The organism is Streptomyces sp. NPDC058469 (genome assembly GCF_042721125.1).
GTDB lineage: Bacteria > Actinomycetota > Actinomycetes > Streptomycetales > Streptomycetaceae > Streptomyces.
The window spans coordinates 18,674-42,275 of record NZ_JBHXME010000094.1 but is presented as its reverse complement, the minus strand read 5'-3'; the positions used below and the strand labels follow the sequence as shown (position 1 = coordinate 42,275).

42 protein-coding genes are annotated in these 23,602 nt (G+C 69.8%); 39 read left to right on the top strand and 3 right to left on the bottom strand.

All coding sequences use genetic code 11. The features are described from left to right. Positions 1-192 precede the first annotated feature (192 nt). Together ACFWP5_RS32635 and ACFWP5_RS32630 are read right to left on the bottom strand one after the other, a co-directional pair. Entirely contained in the window at positions 193-1,410 is a 1,218-nt protein-coding gene (locus ACFWP5_RS32635; RefSeq protein WP_384164694.1) for a tyrosine-type recombinase/integrase, read from the bottom strand. Positions 1,411-1,904: 494 nt separating this feature from the next. After that, the gene (locus tag ACFWP5_RS32630) at positions 1,905-2,276 is read right to left on the bottom strand and encodes a helix-turn-helix domain-containing protein (RefSeq protein WP_384164692.1); all 372 of its coding nucleotides are present in this window, start codon (positions 2,274-2,276) and stop codon (positions 1,905-1,907) included. A 256-nt stretch (positions 2,277-2,532) separates the two neighbouring features. On the opposite strand from ACFWP5_RS32630, the gene ACFWP5_RS32625 reads away from it, so the two are divergent. The 25 genes from ACFWP5_RS32625 to ACFWP5_RS32505 all read left to right on the top strand — a co-directional run bounded on the left by ACFWP5_RS32625 (position 2,533) and on the right by ACFWP5_RS32505 (position 14,187). After that, positions 2,533-2,811, top strand: a complete 279-nt coding sequence (locus ACFWP5_RS32625; protein ID WP_384164689.1) for an XRE family transcriptional regulator — start codon at positions 2,533-2,535, stop codon at positions 2,809-2,811. Positions 2,812-2,817: 6 nt separating this feature from the next. Continuing rightward, entirely contained in the window at positions 2,818-3,066 is a 249-nt protein-coding gene (locus ACFWP5_RS32620; protein ID WP_384164686.1) for a helix-turn-helix transcriptional regulator, read from the top strand. Positions 3,067-3,164: 98 nt separating this feature from the next. Further along, positions 3,165-3,554 carry a hypothetical protein gene (locus ACFWP5_RS32615; RefSeq protein ID WP_384164683.1) on the top strand — a complete coding sequence of 130 codons (390 nt, stop codon included), beginning with the start codon at positions 3,165-3,167 and terminating at the stop codon, positions 3,552-3,554. Then, on the top strand, positions 3,551-3,952 hold the full coding sequence (locus tag ACFWP5_RS32610; protein ID WP_384164680.1) for a hypothetical protein: 402 nt from the start codon (positions 3,551-3,553) through the stop codon (positions 3,950-3,952). The genes ACFWP5_RS32615 and ACFWP5_RS32610 overlap by 4 nt, the downstream gene beginning before the upstream one ends. 192 nt (positions 3,953-4,144) lie before the next feature. Next, positions 4,145-4,579, top strand: a complete 435-nt coding sequence (locus tag ACFWP5_RS32605) for a hypothetical protein (RefSeq protein WP_384164677.1) — start codon at positions 4,145-4,147, stop codon at positions 4,577-4,579. After that, on the top strand, positions 4,579-5,043 hold the full coding sequence (locus ACFWP5_RS32600; RefSeq protein WP_384164674.1) for a hypothetical protein: 465 nt from the start codon (positions 4,579-4,581) through the stop codon (positions 5,041-5,043). The genes ACFWP5_RS32605 and ACFWP5_RS32600 overlap by 1 nt, the downstream gene beginning before the upstream one ends. Further along, on the top strand, positions 5,040-5,930 hold the full coding sequence (locus ACFWP5_RS32595) for a PD-(D/E)XK nuclease-like domain-containing protein (protein WP_384164672.1): 891 nt from the start codon (positions 5,040-5,042) through the stop codon (positions 5,928-5,930). The genes ACFWP5_RS32600 and ACFWP5_RS32595 overlap by 4 nt, the downstream gene beginning before the upstream one ends. Further along, positions 5,927-6,835: a hypothetical protein gene (locus ACFWP5_RS32590; RefSeq protein WP_384164670.1), complete on the top strand. Its 909-nt coding sequence runs from the start codon at positions 5,927-5,929 to the stop codon at positions 6,833-6,835. The genes ACFWP5_RS32595 and ACFWP5_RS32590 overlap by 4 nt, the downstream gene beginning before the upstream one ends. After that, positions 6,832-7,095 carry a hypothetical protein gene (locus ACFWP5_RS32585; protein WP_384164668.1) on the top strand — a complete coding sequence of 88 codons (264 nt, stop codon included), beginning with the start codon at positions 6,832-6,834 and terminating at the stop codon, positions 7,093-7,095. Before ACFWP5_RS32590 ends, ACFWP5_RS32585 begins: the two co-directional genes overlap by 4 nt. After that, positions 7,092-7,592 carry a hypothetical protein gene (locus ACFWP5_RS32580; RefSeq protein WP_384164665.1) on the top strand — a complete coding sequence of 167 codons (501 nt, stop codon included), beginning with the start codon at positions 7,092-7,094 and terminating at the stop codon, positions 7,590-7,592. The genes ACFWP5_RS32585 and ACFWP5_RS32580 overlap by 4 nt, the downstream gene beginning before the upstream one ends. Beyond that, the gene (locus ACFWP5_RS32575) at positions 7,589-8,032 is read left to right on the top strand and encodes a hypothetical protein (protein WP_384164662.1); all 444 of its coding nucleotides are present in this window, start codon (positions 7,589-7,591) and stop codon (positions 8,030-8,032) included. The genes ACFWP5_RS32580 and ACFWP5_RS32575 overlap by 4 nt, the downstream gene beginning before the upstream one ends. Continuing rightward, positions 8,029-8,277, top strand: a complete 249-nt coding sequence (locus ACFWP5_RS32570) for a hypothetical protein (protein WP_384164659.1) — start codon at positions 8,029-8,031, stop codon at positions 8,275-8,277. The genes ACFWP5_RS32575 and ACFWP5_RS32570 overlap by 4 nt, the downstream gene beginning before the upstream one ends. Next, positions 8,274-8,672, top strand: a complete 399-nt coding sequence (locus tag ACFWP5_RS32565; RefSeq protein ID WP_384164656.1) for a hypothetical protein — start codon at positions 8,274-8,276, stop codon at positions 8,670-8,672. Before ACFWP5_RS32570 ends, ACFWP5_RS32565 begins: the two co-directional genes overlap by 4 nt. Before the next feature lie 125 nt (positions 8,673-8,797). Further along, complete coding sequence (locus tag ACFWP5_RS32560) at positions 8,798-9,235, top strand: hypothetical protein (protein ID WP_384164653.1); 438 nt, start codon at positions 8,798-8,800, stop codon at positions 9,233-9,235. An 86-nt stretch (positions 9,236-9,321) separates the two neighbouring features. After that, a complete protein-coding gene (locus tag ACFWP5_RS32555) occupies positions 9,322-9,672 on the top strand; it encodes a hypothetical protein (protein WP_384164650.1) in 351 nt (116 codons plus the stop codon). A gap of 47 nt (positions 9,673-9,719) precedes the next feature. After that, a complete protein-coding gene (locus tag ACFWP5_RS32550; protein WP_384164647.1) occupies positions 9,720-10,565 on the top strand; it encodes a hypothetical protein in 846 nt (281 codons plus the stop codon). Next, on the top strand, positions 10,562-10,933 hold the full coding sequence (locus ACFWP5_RS32545) for a hypothetical protein (RefSeq protein ID WP_384164644.1): 372 nt from the start codon (positions 10,562-10,564) through the stop codon (positions 10,931-10,933). Before ACFWP5_RS32550 ends, ACFWP5_RS32545 begins: the two co-directional genes overlap by 4 nt. 50 nt (positions 10,934-10,983) lie before the next feature. After that, the gene (locus ACFWP5_RS32540; RefSeq protein ID WP_384164641.1) at positions 10,984-11,541 is read left to right on the top strand and encodes a WhiB family transcriptional regulator; all 558 of its coding nucleotides are present in this window, start codon (positions 10,984-10,986) and stop codon (positions 11,539-11,541) included. A gap of 24 nt (positions 11,542-11,565) precedes the next feature. After that, complete coding sequence (locus ACFWP5_RS32535; RefSeq protein WP_384164638.1) at positions 11,566-11,931, top strand: hypothetical protein; 366 nt, start codon at positions 11,566-11,568, stop codon at positions 11,929-11,931. After that, positions 11,928-12,059, top strand: a complete 132-nt coding sequence (locus tag ACFWP5_RS32530) for a hypothetical protein (protein ID WP_384164635.1) — start codon at positions 11,928-11,930, stop codon at positions 12,057-12,059. Before ACFWP5_RS32535 ends, ACFWP5_RS32530 begins: the two co-directional genes overlap by 4 nt. After that, the gene (locus ACFWP5_RS32525; protein WP_384164632.1) at positions 12,056-12,253 is read left to right on the top strand and encodes a hypothetical protein; all 198 of its coding nucleotides are present in this window, start codon (positions 12,056-12,058) and stop codon (positions 12,251-12,253) included. Before ACFWP5_RS32530 ends, ACFWP5_RS32525 begins: the two co-directional genes overlap by 4 nt. Beyond that, on the top strand, positions 12,250-12,600 hold the full coding sequence (locus tag ACFWP5_RS32520; RefSeq protein WP_384164629.1) for a hypothetical protein: 351 nt from the start codon (positions 12,250-12,252) through the stop codon (positions 12,598-12,600). Before ACFWP5_RS32525 ends, ACFWP5_RS32520 begins: the two co-directional genes overlap by 4 nt. Beyond that, positions 12,597-12,815 carry a hypothetical protein gene (locus ACFWP5_RS32515; RefSeq protein WP_384164626.1) on the top strand — a complete coding sequence of 73 codons (219 nt, stop codon included), beginning with the start codon at positions 12,597-12,599 and terminating at the stop codon, positions 12,813-12,815. The genes ACFWP5_RS32520 and ACFWP5_RS32515 overlap by 4 nt, the downstream gene beginning before the upstream one ends. Then, positions 12,812-13,981, top strand: a complete 1,170-nt coding sequence (locus ACFWP5_RS32510; RefSeq protein WP_384164623.1) for a hypothetical protein — start codon at positions 12,812-12,814, stop codon at positions 13,979-13,981. The genes ACFWP5_RS32515 and ACFWP5_RS32510 overlap by 4 nt, the downstream gene beginning before the upstream one ends. Before the next feature lie 59 nt (positions 13,982-14,040). Then, on the top strand, positions 14,041-14,187 hold the full coding sequence (locus tag ACFWP5_RS32505) for a hypothetical protein (RefSeq protein ID WP_384164620.1): 147 nt from the start codon (positions 14,041-14,043) through the stop codon (positions 14,185-14,187). Between the two features lie 58 nt (positions 14,188-14,245). On the opposite strand, the gene ACFWP5_RS32500 is transcribed toward ACFWP5_RS32505, so the two are convergent. Then, positions 14,246-14,527 (bottom strand): hypothetical protein, encoded by a 282-nt coding sequence (locus tag ACFWP5_RS32500; protein ID WP_384164617.1) that lies wholly within the window; start codon positions 14,525-14,527, stop codon positions 14,246-14,248. A 171-nt stretch (positions 14,528-14,698) separates the two neighbouring features. Between ACFWP5_RS32500 and ACFWP5_RS32495 the strand changes: the two genes are divergently transcribed. The 14 genes from ACFWP5_RS32495 (at position 14,699) to ACFWP5_RS32430 (ending at position 23,583) form a co-directional block, all read left to right on the top strand. Continuing rightward, positions 14,699-15,505, top strand: a complete 807-nt coding sequence (locus tag ACFWP5_RS32495; RefSeq protein WP_384164614.1) for a DUF2637 domain-containing protein — start codon at positions 14,699-14,701, stop codon at positions 15,503-15,505. A gap of 3 nt (positions 15,506-15,508) precedes the next feature. Continuing rightward, positions 15,509-15,655: a hypothetical protein gene (locus ACFWP5_RS32490; RefSeq protein WP_384164611.1), complete on the top strand. Its 147-nt coding sequence runs from the start codon at positions 15,509-15,511 to the stop codon at positions 15,653-15,655. An 8-nt stretch (positions 15,656-15,663) separates the two neighbouring features. Further along, the gene (locus tag ACFWP5_RS32485; protein WP_384164608.1) at positions 15,664-16,173 is read left to right on the top strand and encodes a hypothetical protein; all 510 of its coding nucleotides are present in this window, start codon (positions 15,664-15,666) and stop codon (positions 16,171-16,173) included. Beyond that, positions 16,170-16,526 (top strand): hypothetical protein, encoded by a 357-nt coding sequence (locus ACFWP5_RS32480; RefSeq protein ID WP_384164605.1) that lies wholly within the window; start codon positions 16,170-16,172, stop codon positions 16,524-16,526. The genes ACFWP5_RS32485 and ACFWP5_RS32480 overlap by 4 nt, the downstream gene beginning before the upstream one ends. 142 nt (positions 16,527-16,668) lie before the next feature. Further along, entirely contained in the window at positions 16,669-16,842 is a 174-nt protein-coding gene (locus ACFWP5_RS32475) for a hypothetical protein (RefSeq protein WP_384164602.1), read from the top strand. A gap of 147 nt (positions 16,843-16,989) precedes the next feature. After that, on the top strand, positions 16,990-17,439 hold the full coding sequence (locus ACFWP5_RS32470; RefSeq protein ID WP_384164600.1) for a hypothetical protein: 450 nt from the start codon (positions 16,990-16,992) through the stop codon (positions 17,437-17,439). Positions 17,440-17,594: 155 nt separating this feature from the next. After that, positions 17,595-18,020, top strand: coding sequence for a hypothetical protein (locus tag ACFWP5_RS32465; RefSeq protein WP_384164597.1), 426 nt, complete (start codon positions 17,595-17,597; stop codon positions 18,018-18,020). Further along, positions 18,017-18,229, top strand: coding sequence for a hypothetical protein (locus ACFWP5_RS32460; RefSeq protein ID WP_384164594.1), 213 nt, complete (start codon positions 18,017-18,019; stop codon positions 18,227-18,229). The genes ACFWP5_RS32465 and ACFWP5_RS32460 overlap by 4 nt, the downstream gene beginning before the upstream one ends. 7 nt (positions 18,230-18,236) lie before the next feature. Beyond that, a complete protein-coding gene (locus tag ACFWP5_RS32455; RefSeq protein WP_384164591.1) occupies positions 18,237-19,583 on the top strand; it encodes a terminase large subunit domain-containing protein in 1,347 nt (448 codons plus the stop codon). A 9-nt stretch (positions 19,584-19,592) separates the two neighbouring features. After that, positions 19,593-21,920 (top strand): phage portal protein, encoded by a 2,328-nt coding sequence (locus ACFWP5_RS32450; RefSeq protein WP_384164588.1) that lies wholly within the window; start codon positions 19,593-19,595, stop codon positions 21,918-21,920. A 2-nt stretch (positions 21,921-21,922) separates the two neighbouring features. Continuing rightward, positions 21,923-22,213 carry a hypothetical protein gene (locus ACFWP5_RS32445; RefSeq protein WP_384164585.1) on the top strand — a complete coding sequence of 97 codons (291 nt, stop codon included), beginning with the start codon at positions 21,923-21,925 and terminating at the stop codon, positions 22,211-22,213. A 2-nt stretch (positions 22,214-22,215) separates the two neighbouring features. Beyond that, positions 22,216-22,554: a hypothetical protein gene (locus ACFWP5_RS32440; protein WP_384164582.1), complete on the top strand. Its 339-nt coding sequence runs from the start codon at positions 22,216-22,218 to the stop codon at positions 22,552-22,554. Positions 22,555-22,744: 190 nt separating this feature from the next. Next, on the top strand, positions 22,745-22,927 hold the full coding sequence (locus ACFWP5_RS32435; protein WP_384164579.1) for a hypothetical protein: 183 nt from the start codon (positions 22,745-22,747) through the stop codon (positions 22,925-22,927). Then, entirely contained in the window at positions 22,927-23,583 is a 657-nt protein-coding gene (locus ACFWP5_RS32430; protein WP_384164576.1) for an HK97 family phage prohead protease, read from the top strand. Before ACFWP5_RS32435 ends, ACFWP5_RS32430 begins: the two co-directional genes overlap by 1 nt. Positions 23,584-23,602: the final 19 nt, after the last annotated feature.

Genomic DNA, 23,602 nt, shown 5'->3' with positions numbered 1-23,602 from the left:
GTGCCCTCGGCAGGATTCGAACCTGCGACACCGGCTTTAGGAGAAAACGTAAAGCGATCATGAGGATCGGTGAGGCTGAATGAACCTCGGTGAGCCTCAATCGGCAGAGGGCTGACCAGCAAAGTCAAGTCTTAGTGAGTATCAATGAGGATCAATGAGGGGGTGTTGTGGACTCCGTGTGGACTCCGCCCCCTACACCGCCCTCAGCATTCGAACACGGTCCTTCGGCGGGACCATCGCAGTCAGCACCTGAGCGGCCACATCCTCCGCACTGTGCTGGTACAGCCACGTCACCTTCGACCCGCGGTCGTGGCCCATGACGGTCTGCACGTCCTTCTCCGGGATGCCCAGATCCTTCAGCCGGGTAGCGAACACGTGCCGCAGATCGTGCACCCGGGGCCACCACTCCGTACGGCCCGTCTCCTCGTTCCTCACCTCTCTGGCCAGGCCCGAAGCCTGAATGGCCGGGATCCACATGCGCCGGAAGTTGTGCCGGCTCATCGCGCCCCCATTGGGCCCGCGGAACACGAGTTCTTCCTCGTGCAAGGTGCGGCCATCCCCGAGCGGTGAGACCACGTCGGTCGGTTTGAACCGCGCGGCCATCGTTCGAACCGCCTCGATGGCCTCAGGCGTGAGCGGGACCGTGCGGAACCCGGCCACCGACTTGGGCGCAGCCTTCCGGAAGAGCTTCCCCTTGTCGTCGCTGAGCACTTCCTTCACTTTGAGGTGCTCACCCTCCAGGTCAACGTGAGCCCACCGCAGACCAGTTGCCTCACCCCACCGCAGGCCCGTCTCCTCAAGGAAGACGACGAGCGGCCGGTAGGTCCAAGGGATGCGCTCGCGCAGGAGACGGCACTGCTCGCGCGTCGGCGGCCGGGTGTCCTCGGGGTCCTTCTTCGGCGCCGCATCCAATTCCACCTCGGCGGCCGGGTTGAACGGGATTCGCTTCCCGTCCTTCACGGCCGAGCGGAGCATCTGGTTCAGCAGTTCCAGCACCTTCCGACGCGTGTGGTAGCCCACCACCTCGGACGTGAGCCACTGCTGGAGGGCGATGTACTCCAGGTCGCACAACCGCCAGTCACCCCACTTCGGCTCGATGTGCACCCGCCAGCTGGACTCCTTCCGGTTGACGGTCGCGACCGCCTTCTTAGGCTGCGCCGGCCACCACATGGCCCACCACTGAGCCACCGTGATCTGACCGCGCTTCGGGTCGCCGTACTCGCGCCGGCGGACCCGGGACCGTACGTCGTCGAGGAACGCTTCGGCCGCGCGCTTGCCGCCCTCGCTGATCGGGTAGTTCTTCGACTTCTGCTTCCCGGACGGGTCGCGGTAGCGGGCCTGCCACGGCCCGATGCAGTCGCGACGGCGTGTACGGGCTGCGTACTTGTCGCCAGGCGGGTAGGTCTCCATGCATTCCTGGCAGCCACAGACCTTTGACCGGATCTGCCGCGGGTTGTTCGAGGCCCTACGCCCCATGCTTCACCACCTGCTCGCTCCTTCGCTGGTGAGGTACGTGGGGGAGCAGGTCGACGCTCTCCCCACACCAGCAGCGTGCACCCAACTCGGGTTGTGGCACGACGAGTTCACGAAGAATGGCTCGCACGAGGGTGACTGTGTGTGCGGGGGAGAGCTGGCCCGGGATGATGATCACGCGCGCGTCGGCATCGAAGGCTGGGCGGCTGTCGGGCGGAGCGAATTGAACACGAACGCACATGCATACCCCCGGAGTTGCAGGTTTGTAGGCCTGTTTCCGATGGGGGAGCACCGGTACGTCTGTCCGACCGTACCCCCAAGTGGTGGGAAAATCGACCACTGTTGAACATGTTGTTGACCGAGACTCACTGAGAGTGAGCGAGTCCGTTTAGCGGAGACTCGCGACGGCTCGGAATGGTTGCACGCGCCCTCTACTGTCCGGTGCGGTTCGCCTCGTTGAGGGCGACCATCTCGATCTCCTTCATGCGTCGCTGATCCTCGGTCAGCCCGTGGTACAGGCGCAGGATGCGGGCGTCCGCGTCGGAGTCGAGGGGTCCGGGGGATTCACGGCCTGCGGCTGCGGCGATCTCGTCGCGGGTGAACTTGGGGAACTCGCGCGCCAGGGCGTCGATCGTTGCGGGGCGGATACCCCGTTTCCCGGCCCTGGTGCGGTTCTTCCAACTGCTGACCGTGGACGCGGCGACACCGATGCGGCGCCCGATCTCGCTCGCGTTGACGTCGTACTCGATCATCAATCGCGCGAGAAGCTGCGCCAGATCTTCGGTGCGATCCTGGTCTGCCACGTGCTAAGAGTGCATGTTGATCTTCTACTTTTGCAAGTGAAAGTAGAAGCATGGCGCGTTCCGTACGCGGCGCGCGACCTCCCCGTCACGCGCCGTCGCCCGTGTCATATGCCCCCACGATAGAACACGGTTTCGATTACTGCCACACTCACCGAAACTCACGCCAACTCACTTGACCTCACCGACACTGACACAGTAGAAATGTGTCAACGACGCCGCAGGGCGTCACGCAGTCCCCAACTGGCGCGAGGCACACATGACCGACCTGATCCGCAAGGGCAAGGGCAAGCCACTCAGAGACGCAATGCTGCGCTCCGGGCTCACCCAAGCCGACCTCGCCGCCAAGACCAAGGCGGTCGACATCCGCGGGCAGGGCGTCAGTCTCTCGACCGTCATCAAGGTCACCGGCCGCGGCAAGACAGCGGCCGACAAGTGCCGGCTCCGTACGGCGTGGCTCGTCACCACGGCGCTCGGGGAACCCCTCCAACGGCACTTCGACATGCCCTCAGTTTCTACTGACACAGTGGAAAGGTGAACCCCTATGGCGACTCAGACCCTCGCTGAGCGCTCCGAGACGCTCCGCCCCACCGGACTGTCCCCGCTTCTGAACACCGCGCAGCTCATGGCCCGTTACGGGGTCTCGAACTGGACGGTCAACGAGTGGGTGAAGAAGGGGTGCCCCGTGGAACCGACGTCGTTCCGGGGCCGCCGCTTCGACCTGGACGCCGTCCGTACGTGGATGGCCGCTCAGCCCGAGGCTGCGCCGATCCCCGCGCAGCGCACCGCCTGACCCCCACCCCGAAACGCGCCTGAGGGCCGCTCCGACTTCCCGGCCTGAGCGACCCCCTGACCGGCGCCTCTACCAACCACAGAAACGAGAGGTCACCGATGACCACCGAGACTATCGAACGCATCACCCCAGTCCTCAGCCCGGTCAGCGCGCAGCTCCCCGCCGCCGAGGCGCTCGTTGCCCTGATCGCCGCCTTCGGCCACCTGCCCGGCGGATACCTGCGGATGCACCGCCAGTTCGGTTCCAGCCCCGTGGAACTGTGCATGCAGATGGAGTCCGTGCAGGACTTCGAGGTGTGGCGCGTTGCTCTGGGGATCGCCGCCTCGGACGTGGAACTGAAGAGCAACAGCAGCGGGAACGCGTGGTTGAAGGCGCAGGGTTCCTTCCACGGCGTTGTGGTTGAGGTGACGGGCCACGGGGTGGCTGTGCCCGTGGAGGACGACGAGCCGAAGCAGGCCAGCGAGACCCCCGCGCAGGTCGCCGCGTGAACACGAAGCTGATCAACTCGGCGGCGGGCGTAATCAACGCGGCGCTGACACAGAACAGGACGGCGGCTGGCATCGCGCTCGCGTTGGACTCGGCGGGCATGCTGATGACGCCGGAGACCGCGGCCGAACTGGCTGGCCTGCGGGCGCGGTTCGCGGCGTCGGACCACTCGGTCGATGAGGACCCGATCGCGTTCGCGCTGACCGACAAGGCCGACACGGACGACGTCCGTCCGCAGGTGCGGAAGCTGCGTGCGCTGCTCGCCGGGCAGGACCAGCAGGTTCAGGCGGCGCGTGCACTGCACGTGAAGTACCCGGACAGCGAGCACTGCCAGCACGACGCCGAGCAGTGGCCTTGCCAGACGCTGACCGCGCTCGGCGGGCTGGGTGGTGCGTCGTGATCGTTCTCCTCGCCGTCCCCGCCGTGTTCGCCGTCGCCTGCGTCGTGTGGGCCGTCCGCATCCCGTCCGGTGGTGACAGCCGATGAGCGCCACCGAGGGAATCTTCTGGGCTGCCGTCGTCTGGTCGGTGTTCTTCCTCTACTCGCTGTTCGACCTGCCGACGCTGCTGGGTCGCTGGATGCGAGGCCACCGATGAGCGCCCGTGACGAGCAGGCGTACGACGGCGAGTTGGCCATGCTGCGCGGCCTCGTGGACGTGATCCGCGTGACTGCCGAGCACGGCGACATGGCGCAGGTGCGGCAGCTGATCGTCGAGCACGACATTGACGCGGCCGGAGCGTACGCCGAGGCCGAGGGGAAGAGCAGCCGCCCCGCGGCCGACGCCACCCCCGACAAGGTCGACCGCTACGAGGCCCGGCTCGCGCAGCTCCTCGACACCATCCGCACCCACGGCGGCAAGTGGTCCACCGGCGCCTTGCAGGAACTCCGCCGCAAGCACGGCGGGACGACGCAACGCGGCACCGCCCGGCGGGACTTGGCCGAGCTGCACCGCCGTGGCCACCTGCACCAGCACGGCGCCGGAGACGGCCGCTTCTACACGCTGAAGCGCCGAGGCGGTGACGCCTGATGGCCGAGACCACCATCCGCCGCGAGTACCTCCTCGCCGCCATCCGGCGCTTCGGTGGCGGCCCTGTCACCACCAAGCGAGCACTGAACATCTACGCCAAGTCAGGCGAGTGGGCCACGGCCGGTAGGAACACCGCACGTCGTGACCTGCGGGACCTGGCCCGGCGCGCCTACCTGGTACCGGCCGAGCACCGCGGTGCTCGCTTCTACCAGCTCGGCAGCGACCCCAGCCCTGCCCACCCGGCGCGCGGCTCCCGGAAGTTGCTCCTGGAGGCGATCCGGGCGGAGGGCGGCGAGTGGACCACCGGCCGCATCAGGCACACGTGGCACCGGCTCCTCGGCACGCATGTCCTGCGCATGGCCGCCCGCCGCTACCTCGCCGCGCTGCACCGCGACGGCCACCTCAACCGCCATGGCGACGGCACGCCGCGCCGCTACTACACCCCAACGGGAGACGCCCGATGACGACCACCGTGCAGGCCGAGGCCACCACCTCGGCCGCCGGCCCGGCCCCCATCACCGAGCCCGGCATCTACGACATGGACAACGATACGTACCACTCCCACCGGTACGCCCTGTCGTCGAGCGGTGCGCGGAAGCTTCTGCCGCCCTCGTGCCCGGCGATCTTCCGGTACCAGCAGACCCAGCCGCAGCAGCCCAAGAAGGTGTGGGACATCGGCAACGCCGCCCACAAGCTGGTGCTCGGCAACGGCCCGGCGTTGCGCATCGTGGACCACGAGCGGTGGGACACCAAGGCAGCGAAGGCCGAGGTCGCCGAGGCGCGCGCGGCGGGGGCAATCCCGCTGAAGGCCGCCGAGCACCAGCAGGTCCACGACATGGCGGACGCACTGCGCCGCCACCCCTTCGCGAGCCTGCTATTCGACCCTGAGCACGGCACCCCAGAGCAGTCCCTGTTCTGGCGCGACGACCGCACGGGTGTGATGCGGCGGGCCCGCCTGGACTGGTTGCCCAACCCGCGCACGGGTCGACTGATCATCCCCGACTACAAGACGTGCAGGTCGGCGGACCCGGAGAAGCTCGCGAAGGACATCGACGAGTACGGCTACCACCAGCAGGACGACACGTACCGGTCCGCCGCCAAGGCTCTCGGCATCGCGGATGAAGACGCCGCGTTCGTCTTCGTCTGCCAAGAGAAGACGGCCCCCTACGTCATCACCGTCGTCGAGGTCAACGCGACCGCACGCCGCATCGGCGCCGCCCGCAACCGGCGCGCCTTGGAGACCTTCGCCCGCTGCACCGCCACCGGCTACTGGCCCGGCTACAGCGACGACGTGGTGCCCCTCTCCCTGCCCGGCTGGGCCGAGACCCGCGACTCCCTGGAGTACCTGTGAACTACCCCGCAGAGCAGCAGTTCGCCCCCTCCCCGGCACCCGCTCCGGCGTTCGTCGGGCAGGGCACGGCCGTCGAGCAGAGCCGCGCGGTCGCCGAGGTACAAGCAGCCGTCGTCGTCGCCCGGCAGTTCCCCCGCAACGAAGCCCTCGCCGTCCAGAAGATGCGCACGGGCTTCGCACAACACACCCTCGCCGTCCGCTCGTTCTTCCGCTTCAGCCGCGGCAAGTCGAACGTGTCCGGCGAGACGATCCAGTTCGCCAAGGAACTCGCCCGCTGCTGGACGAACATCCACTACGGAGTCCACGAGTTGCGCCGCGACGACGCCAACGGCGAGTCCGAGATGCAGGCGTGGGCGTGGGACCTGGAGACCAACGAGCGCGCGTCGACCACATTCATCGTGCCGCACTCGCGGTGGACAAAGACGGACGGCTCGACGCGGCTTGAAGACCCGCGGGACGTCTACGAGAACAACTCGAACAACGGCGCTCGCCGGTTGCGAGAGATGATCTTCAGTGTGCTGCCGGACTGGTTCCGGGAGCAGGCGAAGACGATCGCCACGAACACGCTGGAGAACGGGCAGGGAGACAAGCCGCTCGCGCAGCGCGTCGCCGACTGCATCGTCCACTTCGAAGGTCTCGGCGTCACCGTCGAACAGCTCGAAGAGAACCGGTCCGGCCGCAAGTCCGAGAAGTGGACGAACCTCGACCTCGGCCAGCTCTCCATCATCTCCGAGTCCATTCGTCGCGGTGAGATCACGATCGACGAGGAGTTCCCGCCGCAGCGCGTCACCGTCACGGAAATCCGGCAGCAGCACGACGAGCAGCCGCCGTCGACCGAAGAGCACGCGCCCACTGGGGAGCGGCAGCAGTGGCCGTCCGCGCGTCAGCCGGGGGCGTCGTCGTGAGCCCGCTCGCGCGTCTGCGCCGCATCGTGCAGACCGGCCCCGGCCACCGCCGCAAGGGCACCGCCCACACGCCGTGCCCCGACTACACTGTCCCGCTGCGCGTGTTGATGCGGCCCACCGAGTCCCTCGTCAACGACATGGCGTGGTGCCCGGCCGAGGAGCGGGAGACGCTGCACGCGTTCCTGCGTCTCGGCGGCCGGCAGTGCTGGACGTGCCGCACGGTGACCGTCGACCCGACGCCGCCGGGCGGTGCGGAGTGAGCGCGCCGACTCTGTTCGATCCCGAGGTTCCGGCCGCCACCACGGCGGCCGGGCCCCGGCCCGGACCGTTCGTCATCCCCCTCCCCGCGGGCCTCGACCTGATCAACTCCAACCAGCGGATGCATCAGCGGGAGCGGAGCAAGCTGACCGCGAAGATCCGCACCGCCGCCGTCGAGGCCGTGAGCGAGTGCCCGTCCCTCGTGGACGCACTCGCCGCCGCCAAGCCGGGCCCTCTGTTCGACCGCGGGCACATCCTCGGCGTGCTCTGCCCGTCCACGTACGGCCGCCGCCGCGACCCGGCCAACTGGTACGGCAGCTTCAAGGCCGCAGTCGACGGCCTGGTCGACGCGGGCCTGTTCGACGACGACGACCACACGCGGGTCGTCGGCCCGGACATGCGCCTCGGCAAGGTCGTGAAGGGCGGGCAACTGGTCCTCGTCATCAGCGGGTTGGAGCCCGGCGAAGACCCGCTCGGCTACGGGGCGGTGCACTCGTGAAGGTCCGCGCCGACGTCGCCGAACTGCTCCACGCGGGCCTGCCTGACCGCACCATCGCGCGGGAACTGCACGTGGACGCCAAGGGCGTCTCTGCTGCCCGCGTAGCCCTCGGCCTACCGAAGGCCAAGCCCGGCCGGAAGCCCGCAGCCACCCCGGAAGATCTGTTCTGGCGGCGCGTGAAGCCGACGGACGACGGTCACATGGAGTGGACCGGGCACACGTCGGCCGGCACTCCGATCCTGCGTCACGGTGGCCAGCTGCACACCGCGTACCGGATCGCCTTTCACATTGCCAACGGCCGGGACCCCGAGGGCTACGCCCTGCCGTCCTGCGGGCGAGAGCACTGCACTAAGCCGGGCCACCACGAGGACCGGGCCGACCGTGTGCGGGAGAAGCGCGTCAACGCCTTGTACGCCGGGATCTTCGGGACGCCCGAGTGACCGGCCGCCAGCGCCGCCGCGCCCCGCCGAAGGCTGAGCCGGAGTACGTGCCCGGGACGCTCCTCAACTGGAACGCCTCGACGCACTGGGACTACGACGGCCCGCGCCCCTGCCGGTACTGCGACGTCCCCACCCAACTCCGCGACTCCCACGGCAAGCACGCGCACAAGACGTGCGCTGAAGAAGCCCTCGCTCAGCAGGTCGCTGATGCGGCTGAGGCCTACCACCAGAACGGATCACGATGACCGACCACGCGTACACCCCCGACGACCTCCGTGTTGAGGCCGCACGCCAGCACAAGGCCGCGACCGAGGACCCGGACTTCTCCGGCATCGGCGAGCGGATGGAAGGCCACAAGATCGCCAGCCGTGGCGCCTTGCAGTGGGACCAGCTCGGCGAAGGCGACTTCGACGCGGCGCAGCGCGGAATCGACGACCTGCTGAGCAGCGCGGCCGACGTATCCAAGTGGGCGGTCGACCTCGGCGCGGACGGCATGGAACCGAGCGGCTCCGTGCTGACCGTGGGCGCCAGCGAGAAGCCCATCGCGCGCATCCACTTCGCCTTCGCTCCCGACCTGGACGACGACGTGCGCCGCGCCCTCATCGAAGGCCTCGCGCAGGTCATCGCTAACTCTCTCTGACCACCACCGCGACGGCCGCGCCCCCGGGGCGTCCCCCACGCCCGCGGCCGTCACCCGGTCCCGCCGACCCCCACGGCGGGACCGGGCCCCCAACCCCGTACCACCCACACGGAAAGGCACAGCACATGCCGAAGCTGACACCCGCCGACAACCCCGAGGTCAAGCTCGACTCGGCCGCCGGACTCGTCGAAGCCAGCCTCACCCGCGAGCAGCGACGCGGCCTGTTCGAGAAGCCCGGCACCGTCGTGTACGCCCTCGTCGAGCTGACGAGCAAGAGCTACACCGGCCACGCCGAGGGCGAGGACAAGCCCCCGCAGGTCAAGTTGCGCGTCACCGGCTGCGAGGTCGCCCGCACCGACGAGGACGCGCACGCCCTCGTCGAGGCCCGCCGCGCCATGTACCGCGGCCGCCAGATCGACGGCACGTTCGACGAGGTGGGCCGGGGCCCGATGCGCCCCGCTGACGCGCTCGCCGAGATGGCCGCGAGCAAGCCCACCGAGGGCCAACTCACGGAGCACAAGCGGCGCAAGGAGCAGGCGAACCGCGACGAGTTCGTGAGGTGACCCGCACCGCCCGGGGCCAGCACTGCCGGCACCCCGGGCGGGTCTTGCCGGAACGCTTCCGCAACACACCTGACCAGGGGGACCCCTTGCAAATCACACTCAGTCTTCCCGAGTTCGACGCCACCCCGGCGACCACATGGACGGGCGAAGTACTGCACGACCCCGACGCGGGACTGTGCGACGGCTGCGGCTACGAGCGCAACGGCCTCATGGTCAAGCTCGTGCCCTTCGGCTGGCTGCACGCCGAGGACGAGGACGGCGCTGTGACGTGCCTCCAGAAGGCCGTGGACCGCCTCGCCGCACCCGACATGACCACTGCGTGGACGTCGATCGCGCAGCACGTCGCGAAGTACCCGCACCGGCACACCACGGCCACCATCCGCGCGGTCATCACCGAGCTGGCCAAGCTCGCGGCCAGACCCGCCGCCGACCGCTGACCCACCCGCGCGGCCACTGGCCCAACTGCACCGAGAGAAGCCCTGAGTTGAGCACTGACGAGCAGGCCCCCGCCAGCGGGAGCGTCCCGAACGCGTTCGGGAACGCCCTCGCCTGGAAGTGGGTGCCCAGCATGCCGTCCGCGTTGAAGCGCGCGCACGTGCACACGCTGCTCTACGCGCTCCGCTCGATGGCCAGCGCATCGGGGGAACTCCGGTTCGCCGACCGCAAGCCGATGACCATCAAGGCCATCGCGCGGGCGGCCGGGGCGGATGAGAAGGATGCCCGCGACCGGCTGGAGGCAGCGATCCGTGCCGGGGTCGTGAAGGTCGCTGGAGAGCGCCGCCGGGGCCGCACCGCCCTGTACGTGATCATGCCGACGCCGTTCCCGGAATGGGCCGCTGCGGTCGCCTATCTGGAGGGCGTGAAGCAGGAGCGCGAGGAGGCCCGGCAGCGTCGGGAGGCCGAGCGGAAGGCGGCTCCGTGGACCGAGGAGAACGGGGGGCGGTCCCCCGAACTGGAAGACGGCGAGAACGGGGGACCGCCCCCTGAACTTCCGGGCCCTGAACAGAAGTCAGAACGGGGGACCGCCCCCCGAACGAGAACGGGGGACCGCCCCCCGAACGGTTCGGGGGACCGCCCCCCGTACACCCCAGGGGGTTACCCATGGGGTTCCCATGACGGGGCTGAGTTTGTTTCCCAACCTCACCTAGTAGACGGCTCACGTGATCAAACCGGAGCCCACGAACCCAACCCCAACGACCACACCACGTGGCCGATCTGCCCCGTCTGCGACCGCCGGATCATGCCCGACCCCCGACGCCCCGACCGCACCGTGCACGCCCGCTGCGAACCCCACCTCGCCACCACCAACCGAGAGAGGCACAGCGCATGACCACCGACCCGAACACCACCGAGCGTCTCGCCCTCGCAGACGCCTTCCGTGCCGCCTTCGGTGAGTTCGTCATCAAGGCCCACGACGGGAGCTGGGCCAACATCGCCGACTGGATCGCCACCGGCGCCCGCATCCCCGCCTGCGGCGCCTTCTACCCGCCAGCCACCGACACCCGCTGCACCCGGGCCATGGGACACCGAGGCAGCCACGTCGCCCCCTGGGGGACCCGGGACACGGCCTGGCCGTACGACCCCCGCGAGACACAGCAGCCCCTCACCGCCGCCGAACTGGCCGTCGCGCAAGCCGACGTTGACCACCTCAACGCCGAGTTCCCCGACGAGCCGCACGACGAACACCACAACGCCTGACCTGCACCGCCGACCAACCGCCCCACGACCAACCCCCGGGGAGACACGCCATGACCAGCCTGTTTGACCTCACCGCCACCACCCCGAACCTCCCCTGCCGCACCCTCACCGCCGAGTTCTTCAGCAACGACCCGACCGAGCGCCAGTACGCCGCCCGCCAGTGCCACGGCTGCCCGCTGCTGCTCGCCTGCCAGCAACACGCACTCGCCAACGAGGAGCGGTACGGCATCTGGGGCGGGGTGGACTTCGAGGCCCGCGCGATGGGCTGCGGCACTGATCGGGCGTACCAGATCCACAAGCGCCGCAAGGAGCAGGTGTGCCCGGAGTGCCAGGCCGCGCACGACGAGGCCGTGGGAGACAACCGGCGTCGCCTGCTGGCTGAGGCGCACGCGGCCGGCGGGACAAGGCGCGGCTACTGGATGCACCGCCGGTTGGGCGAGGAGGCGTGTGTGCCGTGCAAGGCCGCGCAGGCGCGTCGGTCGCAGGAGCAGCGCGGCAAGAAGCGTGAGGCCGCTGAGCGGGCGCGTGGCGCGTGGGACGCCCGGGAGGTCATCGAAGCCCCGCGAGGGGCGCACGTGGGCGCACAGAGCCTCGCCATCGCCAGCTGACACACCACCACCAAGGAGACAACCGTGTCCGAACTGGACAACGCCCGCGCAGCCCTCCAGCCCTTCATGTTCGTCGTCGGATTCATCGACGCCATCGAACGCTTCGAGGCCGCCGTCCGCGCCAACGAACGCAGCGGCGAGACCCGCGCCGCCGTACTGCGCGAGACCGCCGACCGCCTCGCCACCGACGCCGAACAGGGCCAGAAGGAAGGCTTCACCCGCATCTACCAGCGGGCTGCCGCCACGAAGGTGCGCGGGTGGGCCGACGAGACCGGTCCCCGCACCGTCGCCGAGCTGTCGCGCTGCACCTGCGACTACATCGCAGAGCCGTGGATCTCCATGGACCACGCCCCCGACTGCCCCGTCCGGCCCAGCGAGACGCAGCCGTGAACCCGCTGCCCGCAGGCCCCGGCCTCCTCCTCATGGCCGGGCTCGCCTGCCTCGCCCTCGGCGCCCTCTGCCTCCTCCTCGCCGTCGCCTCCGCCATCCACGACCACCGCCACCCGGAGCACCGATGACACTGCGCTGCCCCTCCTGCCCCAACACCCGCCGCACCGGCCAGTACGCGTGCCCGTCCTGCTGGGGACGCCTCAGCGTCACCGCCCGCCGCCGCCTCAGCATCCGTGACGACAAGGCGTTCGCCCGCCTGCGCCAGCTGCACGGTGCCATCGCCGCCCACACCCCGCTGCCCCTGATCGAGGTCAGCCCATGAGACGCACCAGCTACACCCTCAGCGTGCTCTACGCCATCCTCGCGGTCGGCCTGTTCCGCTGCGCCCTCGTCAGCTACCAAGCCGAAGCGTGGGGCTACACGGCGTTCTTCGCCGCCGCCTCCATAGGCGCAGCCCTCGCCATCGTCCACGTGTCGTGGCTCCTCGACGAGTACCGCCACCTCCTCGCCCGCTCCGACGCCGACAACCGCGCCCTCGCCCGTGTTCACGCCGATGAAGACGCCGTCCGTATCGCTGTGGCCGCTGCCTCCTGCTGCGAGACGTGGTGGGCGACCGCCGGCACGGAGCACGATCCCGCCACCTGCACCCGAAAGGACCAGACCCTGTGACCACGCCGCCCCCCGAGGAGATGGCGCGCCTGCGCCACGAGATGACGAACGGGCTCCTCGCCATGAACGAGTCGTTGGCCCCCGTGTTCGACACCGCCGACGGCATGCGCGCCGAGCTGGAGAAGCGCGGGTGGTCGCCGACGGCCGCCGAGCAGGTCGCCCTCGTCTGGCTGATGAGTGCGATGAAGACCGCGATGGGTGGTGTGCAGCGATGAGCCAGCCGAGCCCTGATGCGAAGGCCGTCGTCCGTGCCGCCGAAGCGTTGACGACGCAGGTCCGACGCATCGCCGACGCCCTGACGACGCCCGTCGTCGAAGGTGTTGCGTCGGGATCAGGCGACTGCGGCTGCTACAACCTCGGCCCCCGAGAGCCCGGTCACACACGCTGCGAACTGGGCCACACGCTTCCCCCGGCGCGAGAGACCGACGACGGGCCGACGACGCCCGCGACGACGTGCAGCGCGCAGCACCACGGCCACGCCTCAGGCGCCCGCGACTGCATCCGTGCCGGGCAGCACCACGGCGACCACATCGACGAGCAGGGCTACCACTGGTCCGACACCGTGGCCGTCTACCCACTGGCCGACAGCACGGTGAAGGTCGCCCACTGGCATCCCCTCAGCAAGCAGCTCGCCGAGGAGAAGCAGGAGTTGGCCGGGATGGTGGGCGAGTTCATCGACGCGCAGGTGCAGCACGCCCGCGCAGCCGACGACGACGCGCTGCGCAGCACCCGCCGTGACTCCCTGCTGGTGCTGCTGTCCCGCGCTCAACGGACCGGACTCAGCGCCGACGAGGCGTCTCTGCTGCGCCTGCACGTCGAGACGGAGATGCGGGAGGCCGACACCGCGCGCGCCGTGGCGGCCGGGAACAAGCGGCACGTGCAGACCCTCGTGCCCGCACTCCAGCGCGCCGAGGAGGACGCCAACCACAACGCGGACCTAGTGGCCGACGCGGTCCACCGCGCTGAGTCCGCCGAGCGGGACCTACGCACGCTGCGGTCCGGCCTGCGTGCGGCGGGCGGCGACCCCACCCAGGTCCAAAACCTGTGGGCCCAACTCCGCATGCGCAACCGGCAGTGGCGCGAGACGAAGCGGGAGCTACGCCTCACCCGCAGCATGCTGGAGGAGGAGGGCGGCGACGTCAGCGTGGTCGACGAGATGATCGACACGGTGGCGAAGGCCGAGGCTGTGGCACGGGAGCGGGGGGCCGCCATCGAGCGCGTGCGCGCCGCAGTGAAGTGGGCCCGCCACAACCATCCCGGGCTAGTCCACGTTCACGACCGGCTGCGCGCCGCCCTCGACGGCCCCGAGCAGCCCACCACGGAGCGGCCGGACATCGTCGACCAGCACACCGACCCGCGCATCATCGGCAACGAGCACTGACCCGCTGTCAGCGCCGACCGCTACCGTCCCAACTCACCACCAACCAGGAGGCACCGACCATGCCCGACACCGACGAGACGACCGCCTCGGACCACCACGAGGAGTGCCCGCAGCACGACGACCCCAACTCGCCACTCTGCTACTGCGAGGGCATCAACCAGTCCGAGGAGAACTACCGGACCGAGCCGCCCGGCTTCGACGGCTGACGCACGTCAACGCCCCGTCGCCCCGTCACGACGACGGCGGCAGACGGGGCGTCGTCGTCTACGGCAAGCCCTTCCAGATCCGCCACGCCCGCGACCTGTCCGTACCGATCGCCGCGCCGATCTCCGGGAAGTCCATCCCACCCTCGTGCAGCGTGTCGACCGCCTGCCGCCGAATCTCCGCAGGCAACGTCTTCTCGCCCGCCCACTCCCGCAACACCAGGCCAGCAGCGCGCGCCCGCACGGCCGCATCCGGGATCGCCTCCAGCCCGCGCAACGCCACCTTCACAGCGGCGAGCACCGCATCCGCAGCCTCGCGCGCCTCGTCCACCTCGTCGGACATACCCGTCACCTCCCCGCGCGAGCGTAGGTCTGCACATAGACGCTGGTGTCGGCTACCCTTCACGGTGTCGGCTACCCGACACGACGACGGGGTGACGACGCCCCACAACGAACGAGCCCCGCAGGTGCGCTAACACCGAACGGGGCTCTGACCACAGGAGATGACACCTCCATGGCTGAGCAGAAGCCAACCACACCGCCCACGCCCGACGCTACGAGCGGGCTCGGCCTCGCCATCGGCGCCGCCACGTTGATCACCGCCATCACCGGCATCGCCTTCTGGCTCAGCTACCACCACCTCCACGACGTCGCCGCACACAACGGCCTCGGCATCGACCCCGCGAGGGCGTGGGCCTGGCCCGCCGTCCTCGACCTCTTCTACCTCGCCGGAGAGCTGCTCATCCTCCGCGCCTCCTACCTGCGCACCGTGGACTGGTGGGCGATCTGCCTCACCGCGATCGGTGCCCTCGGCTCCATCGGCCTCAACGTCGCCGGAGTCGGCACCGACAAGCCCGCGCTTCAGTACGTCGTCGCCGCCGTCCCCCCGGTCGCCGCCCTGTTCGCGTTCGGTGCGCTCATGCGGCAGCTGCACGTCTGGTTCGGCACCCGGAGCGAGACGACGCAGGCCACGCCCGTCGTCACCGTCGAGCGCGTCGAGCAGCAGGCCATGCCGCCGAAGCCGGAGCAGGCACCCGAGCTGCCCCCGGTCGACGAGGAACAGCGACCGGAGCGGCCGGCCATCGAGCCGCAGCGGCCAGCCATCCGCTACAGCGACCCACGGTGCGCCATCCTCCGGCCGCTGTACGACGAAGGGTTCCGGCCCACTACGGGCGAGATGCGTGCCGCGCTGGAGGCCTCCAACCTCACCGCCCCGGGCGCCTCGACGCTGCGCGGGGTCCTGCGCGCCGAGATCGAGAAGCACGAGCCCGGCCTCGCCGAGCTGCCCGCCCGGCCGTCGCCGTTGCACCGCGCGGGCTGAGCCGTGTGGCTCGCCGTGTTCTTCGCGCTCGCGGCCCTCGCCGCCCTGCTCGGCCTCGCCCTGGTCGACATCCGCACCGTGCCCCCCGTCACCGGCACCTGCGCCTTCATCCTCACCTGCGCGGCGCTCGGCGTCGCCGTCCTCCGCTGAAGGACCCCATGAACTATGTGACTTACGGCGGCGTCACCGTCGGCCTCTGCCTCCTCGTCCACCAGCTCGTCACCTGGTGGCCTGGCCGCAAGCAGCTCATGAAGGACCCCGTCAAGCACGCCTCGGAACTCCTGCCGTTCCTCCTCTCGTGGGCGTACGGCTGCCTCACCACCCTCGGCGTCGGCGGCCTCATCGGCCTCATCTCCAGCACGGTCCTCGGCTTGTCCGACTGGCTGGGTGACGCGGCCCTCGTCTGGGGTGTCGGCGGGAACGCTGAGCAGTTGGCCGCGCGCGCCTCGTTCGTCACGCTGACGTGGCCCGGCCGCGCCCTGGTCCTGATCATGACCGTGGCCATCGTCGCCGCCGCGAAGAAGTCGAAGCACGGCGACGAGATCAAGCGCGGCACATGGTGCGGCATCACCCTCGGCACGAGCGCGGGCGTCGCCGGGTTCGCCGCCGTCCCGCTCGCCCTGTCCGCGAACTGGCTCGGGGACCACGTCTATACGGCGGTCCGGTGAGCAGCCGGACGCAGGCCGAGGCCGAGCCTGAGGAGCGGTCGCGTGCGGCCGGCGCGTGCGTGCTGGTGGTGCTCGCCGGGGTCGTGACTGCGGTGGTGTTCGCCGTCTCGGTCACAGCGGGGGTGCTGGCGGTGTGGGTGGTCGGTGCCGTCGCGCTGTGGCGGTCCGTGCGCCGTACAGCTAACCCCGCTCCCCCACCGGGGGTGGAGCGCCCCTCTTGCCGCCAATGCGCAGGTCACGAGCTTGTCGGGGTCAAGGACCAGAAGGGGATGTTGATCTACACCAGCGCCCCGCCCGACCGGCCCAACCACACCCACGTACACGTCGTGCAGAGGGAGGTGAACAGCGAATGATCACACGCCTGTTGGGCCGCCTCGGCCTCGACTACTGCGCCACCTGCGGATGGTGGACCGCCCCCGGCTGCGGCCACTGACAAAAACGTGACAGACCAGCCAACCGCCTGACTCCCGCACAACACCCCAGGAGACTGAAACCATGAGCGAACCCGCCACCCAGAACCCCGACCCGGCAGAAGACGATCCACCGACCAGGCCGCTAGCCCGCGACCCCCACGACGACCCGCACCCGTCCGACAACGACGCTATGAACTACGAAGGCGCTGTCGACGAGAACGGGTTCCCCGACCCGGACGACTTCTACGAACCCTGATCAAACCTGGCTGTCACACCCTCGCCCTACAGTGGGCAGGGACAGAGAGGCCCGCGCTACCTCCCCCGGGGCGCGGGCCTCGCTCATGCCCACTGTCGTACCCCTGTGCCACCATGCCCGGCAGACCACACCGCACTGGGGGGAACCATGCGCAACCACACCACAGCCCTGCTCGCCGTCACGGCCGCCGCGCTCCTCGCGCTCACCGCTTGCTCCTCGTCGGACGACGACGCCAAGCCGGAGACGGCACCAACCACCGCTGAGGCGCCGAGCATCACACCCACGCCCGCCGATGCCGCGCTCGTCACGCAGGCCGTGAAGGCGTACACCACGGCGTACTTCAAGGGCGACGCAGACACCGCGTACGCCACGCTGTCGAAGCGCTGCGCGGGCAAGGTGACGGCCGCCGACTACAGCACCGCGATCGCGCAGGCCGCCGCGGACTACGGCCCGGACCACGCGGCGACCGACGTGCAGGCCGAGGTGTCGGGGGCGTTGGCCCGGGTCACGTACAAGGTGGCCGGGCTCCCGAAGTTTGATCAGGAGTCGCAGCCGTGGGCGCGTGAGGGCGGCACATGGAAGTACGACGCCTGCTGAGCCACCCCGGCCTAGACTGGCCTCGCGCGTAGGAACCGCACCCGGCCCCCGCTGTTCGTCACCTCCAGCGGGGGCCGTGGCATGCCCGCGAATTGCAGCCCCCAAGATCCCGCCGCGCGCGTTTTCCGTACCTTCCCCACCAGGGAGGTGACGGCATGGCGACCAAACGCAACGAAGAGATCGCACGCGAACGCGAGGACCGCGTCATGCTCCTGCGCACCCGCGACCGCATGAGCTTCCGCGACATCGCCGCCGAGATCAACGCCGACGTCAAGAACACCTACCAGGCGTGGAAGCGCGGCCGGGTCCGCCTGCATCAGGAAGCCACCGAGGCGTTCGGCGCCTACGTCGGCGAGCAACTCGCGACCTGCCAACAGGTCATCGACGGCCTGATGCCCCTGGTCAGCAAGGGCGGACTGCCCGCCTCGAAAGCTGGCGAAGCCATCGTCAAGGCCATGGACCACGAGGCGAAACTCCTCGGCCTGTACGCCCCCGTGAAGCAGAACGTGACGATCACCGACGAGATGACGGCGCGGGTCAAGGCCCTCGCTGACGAGATCGCGCAGCTGGAGGACGCATGACCGAGCCCACCCCCGGAGACCCGCCGCCCACCGACCCAGTAGTCGATGACCCGCCCGACACCAGCACGCCTCCTGCCGAGTCCGATCAGCCGTGCACGTCGGTGTACCCGCGCGACCCGTCGATCGTCTGCGAGCTGTTCCTCAACCACTTCGACTTCCGGCTGCCGCACACGCGCCACGCCAACGAGACCGTCTACGAATGGGAGTAGCCGCCCCGTGCACGCCGCCGACCTCGACGCTCGATTGGCAGGGCTGTCCCCGGCCGAGCTTGAGCTGCTCGAACAGGAGTTGGCGGCGAAGCTGTGGGCGAAACGCTGGGGGAAGTGGAAGCCGTACCCGTGGCAGGTCCCGCCCGACGAGATCGAGACGCTCGGCTGGTGGCTGCAACTCGGCGGCCGTGGCACCGGCAAAACGGACGGCTGCGCCCGCTACATGGTCGCCCACGTCAACGGCCCGCCCTGCGATCCGCGGCTGAGGGGCGGGCACCGCATGGCCATCATCGCCCCGACCCAGGGAGACGCTGTCGAGTCCTGCGTCAACGGCCCCTCCGGGCTGAGGGCTCACGACCCGCGGGTGGTCCTGCGCACCACGGCCGGCGGCACGTTCGCGCGCTGGCCCAACGGCGCCGAGGCCAAACTATTCGGGAGCCACACCCCGGACGACGTCGAGCGTCTCCGAGCTGGCGGTAACCGCTGCCTCGTGTGGATGGAAGAGGTCGCGGCGCAGCGCCGGTTGAAGGACGCGATCACCCACAGCGAGATGGGCCTGCGCCTCGGGTCGAACCCGCACTACATCGGCAGCACCACGCCCAAGCCGCGCACGGAGATCATTGAGCTGACCGAGCGCGCCGACGTCATCGTCACCAAGGGCCGCACCCGCGACGCGATCCACCTGCCGCAGGAGCAGCGGAACAAGCTGATCCGCAGGCACGCCGGCACCGCGACCGAGGCGCAGGAGCTGGACGGCGAGCTGCTGAAGGACATCGAGGGGACGCTGTGGAAGCGCCTCATGCTCGACCGGACCCGCGTGGGCGCAGCACCGCCCCTCGTGCGCATCGTCGTCGCCATCGACCCCGCGGCGAAGGACGGCGACGAGTCCGACGAGATGGGCATCATCGTTGCCGGGCTCGGCCAGGCGTACATCCCGGACAAGAACGGCTACGTCCGCCAGCACGGCTACGTCCTCGACGATCTGTCCGGCCGCATGTCGCCCGAGGAGTGCATGCGCAAGGCAGCCGAGGCGTACCACGCGTGGAAGGCCGACGTCGTCATCGCCGAGACGAACAACGGCGGCGACTGGATCGGGACGACGCTGCGGCAGATTGACGCCACGGTGAACTACGACACCGTCACAGCCACTCGCGGCAAGGCGACGCGCGCCGAGCCCGTGGCCGCCGTGTTTGCGCAGAACGCGGGGCACATCGTGAACAGCCTGCCTGACCTTGAGACGCAGCTGACGACGTGGGTTCCCGGCCGGGACAGCCCCGACCGACTGGACGCCATGGTGTGGGCCCTCACATCTCTCATGCTCGCGCCCGCGGGCAACACCGCTGCGGTCGCCTAGGAGGACGACGTGAGCCACTACAGGAACCGAGCCCTACGCCGAACCGCCGAGACGCGGGCCGGCATGGGCCTCGACACCCTGCGGGACCGCATGCCCATCACTGTCGCCTCGATCGGCGGACAGCAGTCCCTCACCATGTCCCTCGACGCCGAGGCCCGCGGCTTCTCCAACAGCGCCGTCGCGTACCGGTGCGCGGACGCCATCGCCAGCAACGCGAGCAGCGTGCCCCTCGAAGTGGCCCGGCCGGACGGCTCGTTCATCGAAGGCCACTCGGTCGCCCACCTGTTCAACAAGCGGCCGAACACCTTCATGTCGGCCCGCGCCCTGAAGTACCTGACTTTCATGCAGGCCGAGTTGGCCGGACAGGCGTTCATCTGGCAGGACCGCGGCGAAACCGGCCTCGGCGACCCGACCGAGATCCACCTCGTGTTCGACCAAGTCGACGTGGTGGTGGACAAGCCGATCGTGCAGCGGCCGACGACCGCGAACATCATCGGGTTCATCATCCGCCGGGCTGACGGGACGCAGGTCCCCGTGCTGCCGGAAGAGATGATCTGGCTACGCTACCCGCACCCCTTCGACCCGCTGGGCTGCCTGGCCCCGTGGAAGGCCGCACGGCACGCAGTCGACATGGACGCCTTCGCCCGCGAGTGGCAGCGCTCTTCGTACGCCAACGGTGCACGGCCCACGAACATCGTCTACCTCGGCGACATGGGCGAGAACGAGTACAACCAGACCGTCGCCGCGTGGCGCTCCTCGATGCAGGGCCCGGGGAACGCAGGAAAGAGTCTGTTCGTCCGCTCGCAACCCGGCTCGGGAGGCGGGGCGGCCGGCGGCAAGGGCATCGCCGTTGAGCGGATGACCTTCACCCCCGAGGAGATGGAGTACCTCGAATCCCGCGTGGCCAACGCCGACGAGGTCATGCTCGCCTTCGGCGTTCCCCGGGACTACCTCGTCGGCGGCACGACGTACGAGAACCGGACCGCGGCGAAGGCCACGCTGTGGTCGGACACGATCAAGCCGAAGCTGGAGATGGTCAGCTCCGAGATCGACCTGCGGATGCTGCCCTCGGATGCCGAAGACGCGGTGTTCGACCTGTCCGGCGTGGACGCGTTGCAGGACTCGCAGGACTCCGTGGCCAACCGGACCCGGGCCACGGTGTACGCGGACACGCTGATGATCGACGAGGCCCGTGCGGCGCTCGGCCTTGACCCGCTGCCGAACGGGCTCGGCGCTCACACGCTCACGCCGTATAGGGCCCAGTTCGCCCCCGTGCAGGGCACCCCGGCCGCCGACTCGGCGCGGTCGTGGGATGTCGACTGGTCCCGTCTCCAGCCGCCGACGCCCGACGTTGGGGTCGTCGTCGAACGCGCGGTAGAGGCTGTGCTCGGCCGTCTCCTCGGTGCGACACCGCCGCAGGTCGACGACCGTCCGACGCCCCGTCTGTCCCGAGCGGACGACGCCCCGTCGTCACCGTCGCTCAGCGAGATCAACGCGGCGTACGACGAGCTTGAGCGCGCCGGCCGCCGAGCGGTGCAGGTCCTCGCCCGCGAGCAGGCCGAGCGGGTACTGCGGGACTTCGACCGGCTGATGAAGAAGCCGGAGCGGTCGGCCGCGTGGCTGACCGAGGTGCGTACCGAGTCGGCCGCCCTCGCCCGTGAGCAGCAGCTCGTGCTCGCGCCCCCGGACCCGGAGGAGGTGCCGGCCGCGCGCCTCACCGACATGGAGGTCGCGTCCGGCCCGGAGGGGTGGGAGGAGCGCATCAAGGTGGGGCAGCTCTTCGACCCTCGGTACTGGCGCCGTCGTACGGGCGAGGCATTGCGGCCGTTTGTTGAGCGGGCGTGGAAGCGCGGGGGTGCGTCGATCACGGGCTCGTTCGACCTGGACGAGCCGAACGTAGCGGGGGCGCTGGACGACCGGATCGAGGAGTTGGCCGGGCAGGTGACGGCGACGACGGAGCAGGTGTTGCGGTCGCAGATCCTGGCGCACGGTGTAGCCGAGGGCGAGTCGGTGCCGGAGCTGCGGGCGCGTATCCAGCGGACGTTCGCGAACCTCGGGGACTTCCGGGCAACGATGATCGCCCGCACAGAGTCGGTGGGCGGCTACTCGCAGGCCTCGTTCCTGGCCGCGCTGGACGCGGGGGCGACGACCAAGACGTGGCTCGCCACCGGGGACCAGCGGACTCGGGAGACGCACCGGCAGGAGAACGGCCGTACGGCCGCGATGAACAAGCGGTTCACCCTCACGAAGAGCAGGTGGCCCGCCGATCCCACAGCGCCCGCGAGCCAGTCGATCCAATGCCGCTGCGCTCTCACCTACTCGTTCGAGGAGTCCTGACCATGCCCCTGCCCACCGTCGGACGGATCGTCCACTACCTACTGTCCGAGGAGGACGTAGCTCGCATCCTTGACCAGCTCAGCCACAACCCGCCGGACGTCTCGGCTCAGTTCAACGAGCCCCGCCTCGGCCAGCCGTACGCGGCCATGGTGACCTCGGTGAACGACCACCCGGTCCACCCGGACGTGAACCTCAGCGTGTGGCTGGACGGGCCCGCCAACTACTTCGCTCCCTCCCGCAGCGAAGGCACCGAGCCCGGCACGTGGTGCTGGCCGCCGCGAGTGGGGGCCTGACCGTGGCGACGCTGTTGCGCGGTGAAGTCCGCGCCATCCTCCAGCCCGCAGGCACAGCCCAGTACGAGGGCGCCTACTGCCCGAAGGGCGTCCCGTTCCACGAGGTGCGCCGGGGCCCGTTCGACGGGAAGGCGGACATCGTCGTACGGCCGGACGCGGACAGCTCGCTGCCCAAGCACATGACGTTCGGCGACGGGCGCGTGGTCTACGAGTACGACGGCCGAGACAAGAAGGGCCGCGCGGTCTACCGGTACGCGCCGCGCCTCAGCCCGTCGCACCGGGCGGTCATGGACGGCGTGGCCGAGGTCTACGCCGAGCACGCCCTCAAGCAGGCCCGGTAGTGAAGCGGCTGCTCATGGCCATCGCTGGCCGCTGCGACACGCACGACCGTGCCGCGTACTCCGTCACGGCGCGGCTGGAACGGGAGCTGGGCCTGCCCCTATCACCGCCCCCGGCCAGCATCACGGACCAGCTCGCGAACCCGAACCTGGTCGACTGCGGCAACAGGCGTTGCCGAGCAAGGAGGAACCGGTGAACGTCCTGATGATCGAGTGCCCGTACTGCCACGTGCAGCAGCCAGCCCGGATCAACGCCGTGGCGGACGTCGACCTGACGCGCGACGACCTGCCCGACGTCGTGGCCGTGACGCAGACCGCAGACCTGCGGCCCGCCAAGACGCACGCGCAGACGTGCAGGAGCAGGAGGACCCGGTAATGGAGATCGAGTTCCGCGTATTCCAGCAGCATGAGTTCCGTGTCGACGAGGGGCAGGACGGCACCTTCGACGGCGTGGCCTGCCAGTACGGGAAGAAGGACAGCTACGGCACGACGTTCCACCCGGGCGTCTTCAAGCGCGGCATCGACAAGGGGTCGTACGCCTACCTGTTCATGCACAGCCCGTACGACCCGATCGGCACCTTCCGCGCCGACGAGCAGCCCAACCTGCTGCACATCGCGGGCGCGTACGACGACACGCAGTCCGGCCGCGACAAGCGCGCAATGGCCCGGTCCGGCTCGGCGCGGGAGCTGTCCGTGGGGTTCGTACGCACGGACCTGCCGGAGTGGAAGAAGCTCGCCGAGATGGGCGACGAGGACCGCGCCGACGTGCTGGACAACATCCGCAGCGCGCGGCTGATCGAGGTCTCGCAGATCACCGCGCGCATGGCGGCCGTCCCCGGCAGCAAGCTGAAGACCGTCCGGTCCGCGCTCGGCGCCCTGTACACCGAGACCGTGGGTGAGCCGACCCTCGCCGAGCGGCTGGCCGACTATGACCGCGAGCACGGCCGGGACTCGGCGGTCGCGCACGAGGTCGAGATGCAGCGGCGGGCACGCCGGGCGGCGCTACTCCGGCTGACCACCACCAGCGTGTGACGGGCGGGGGCCGCCGCGA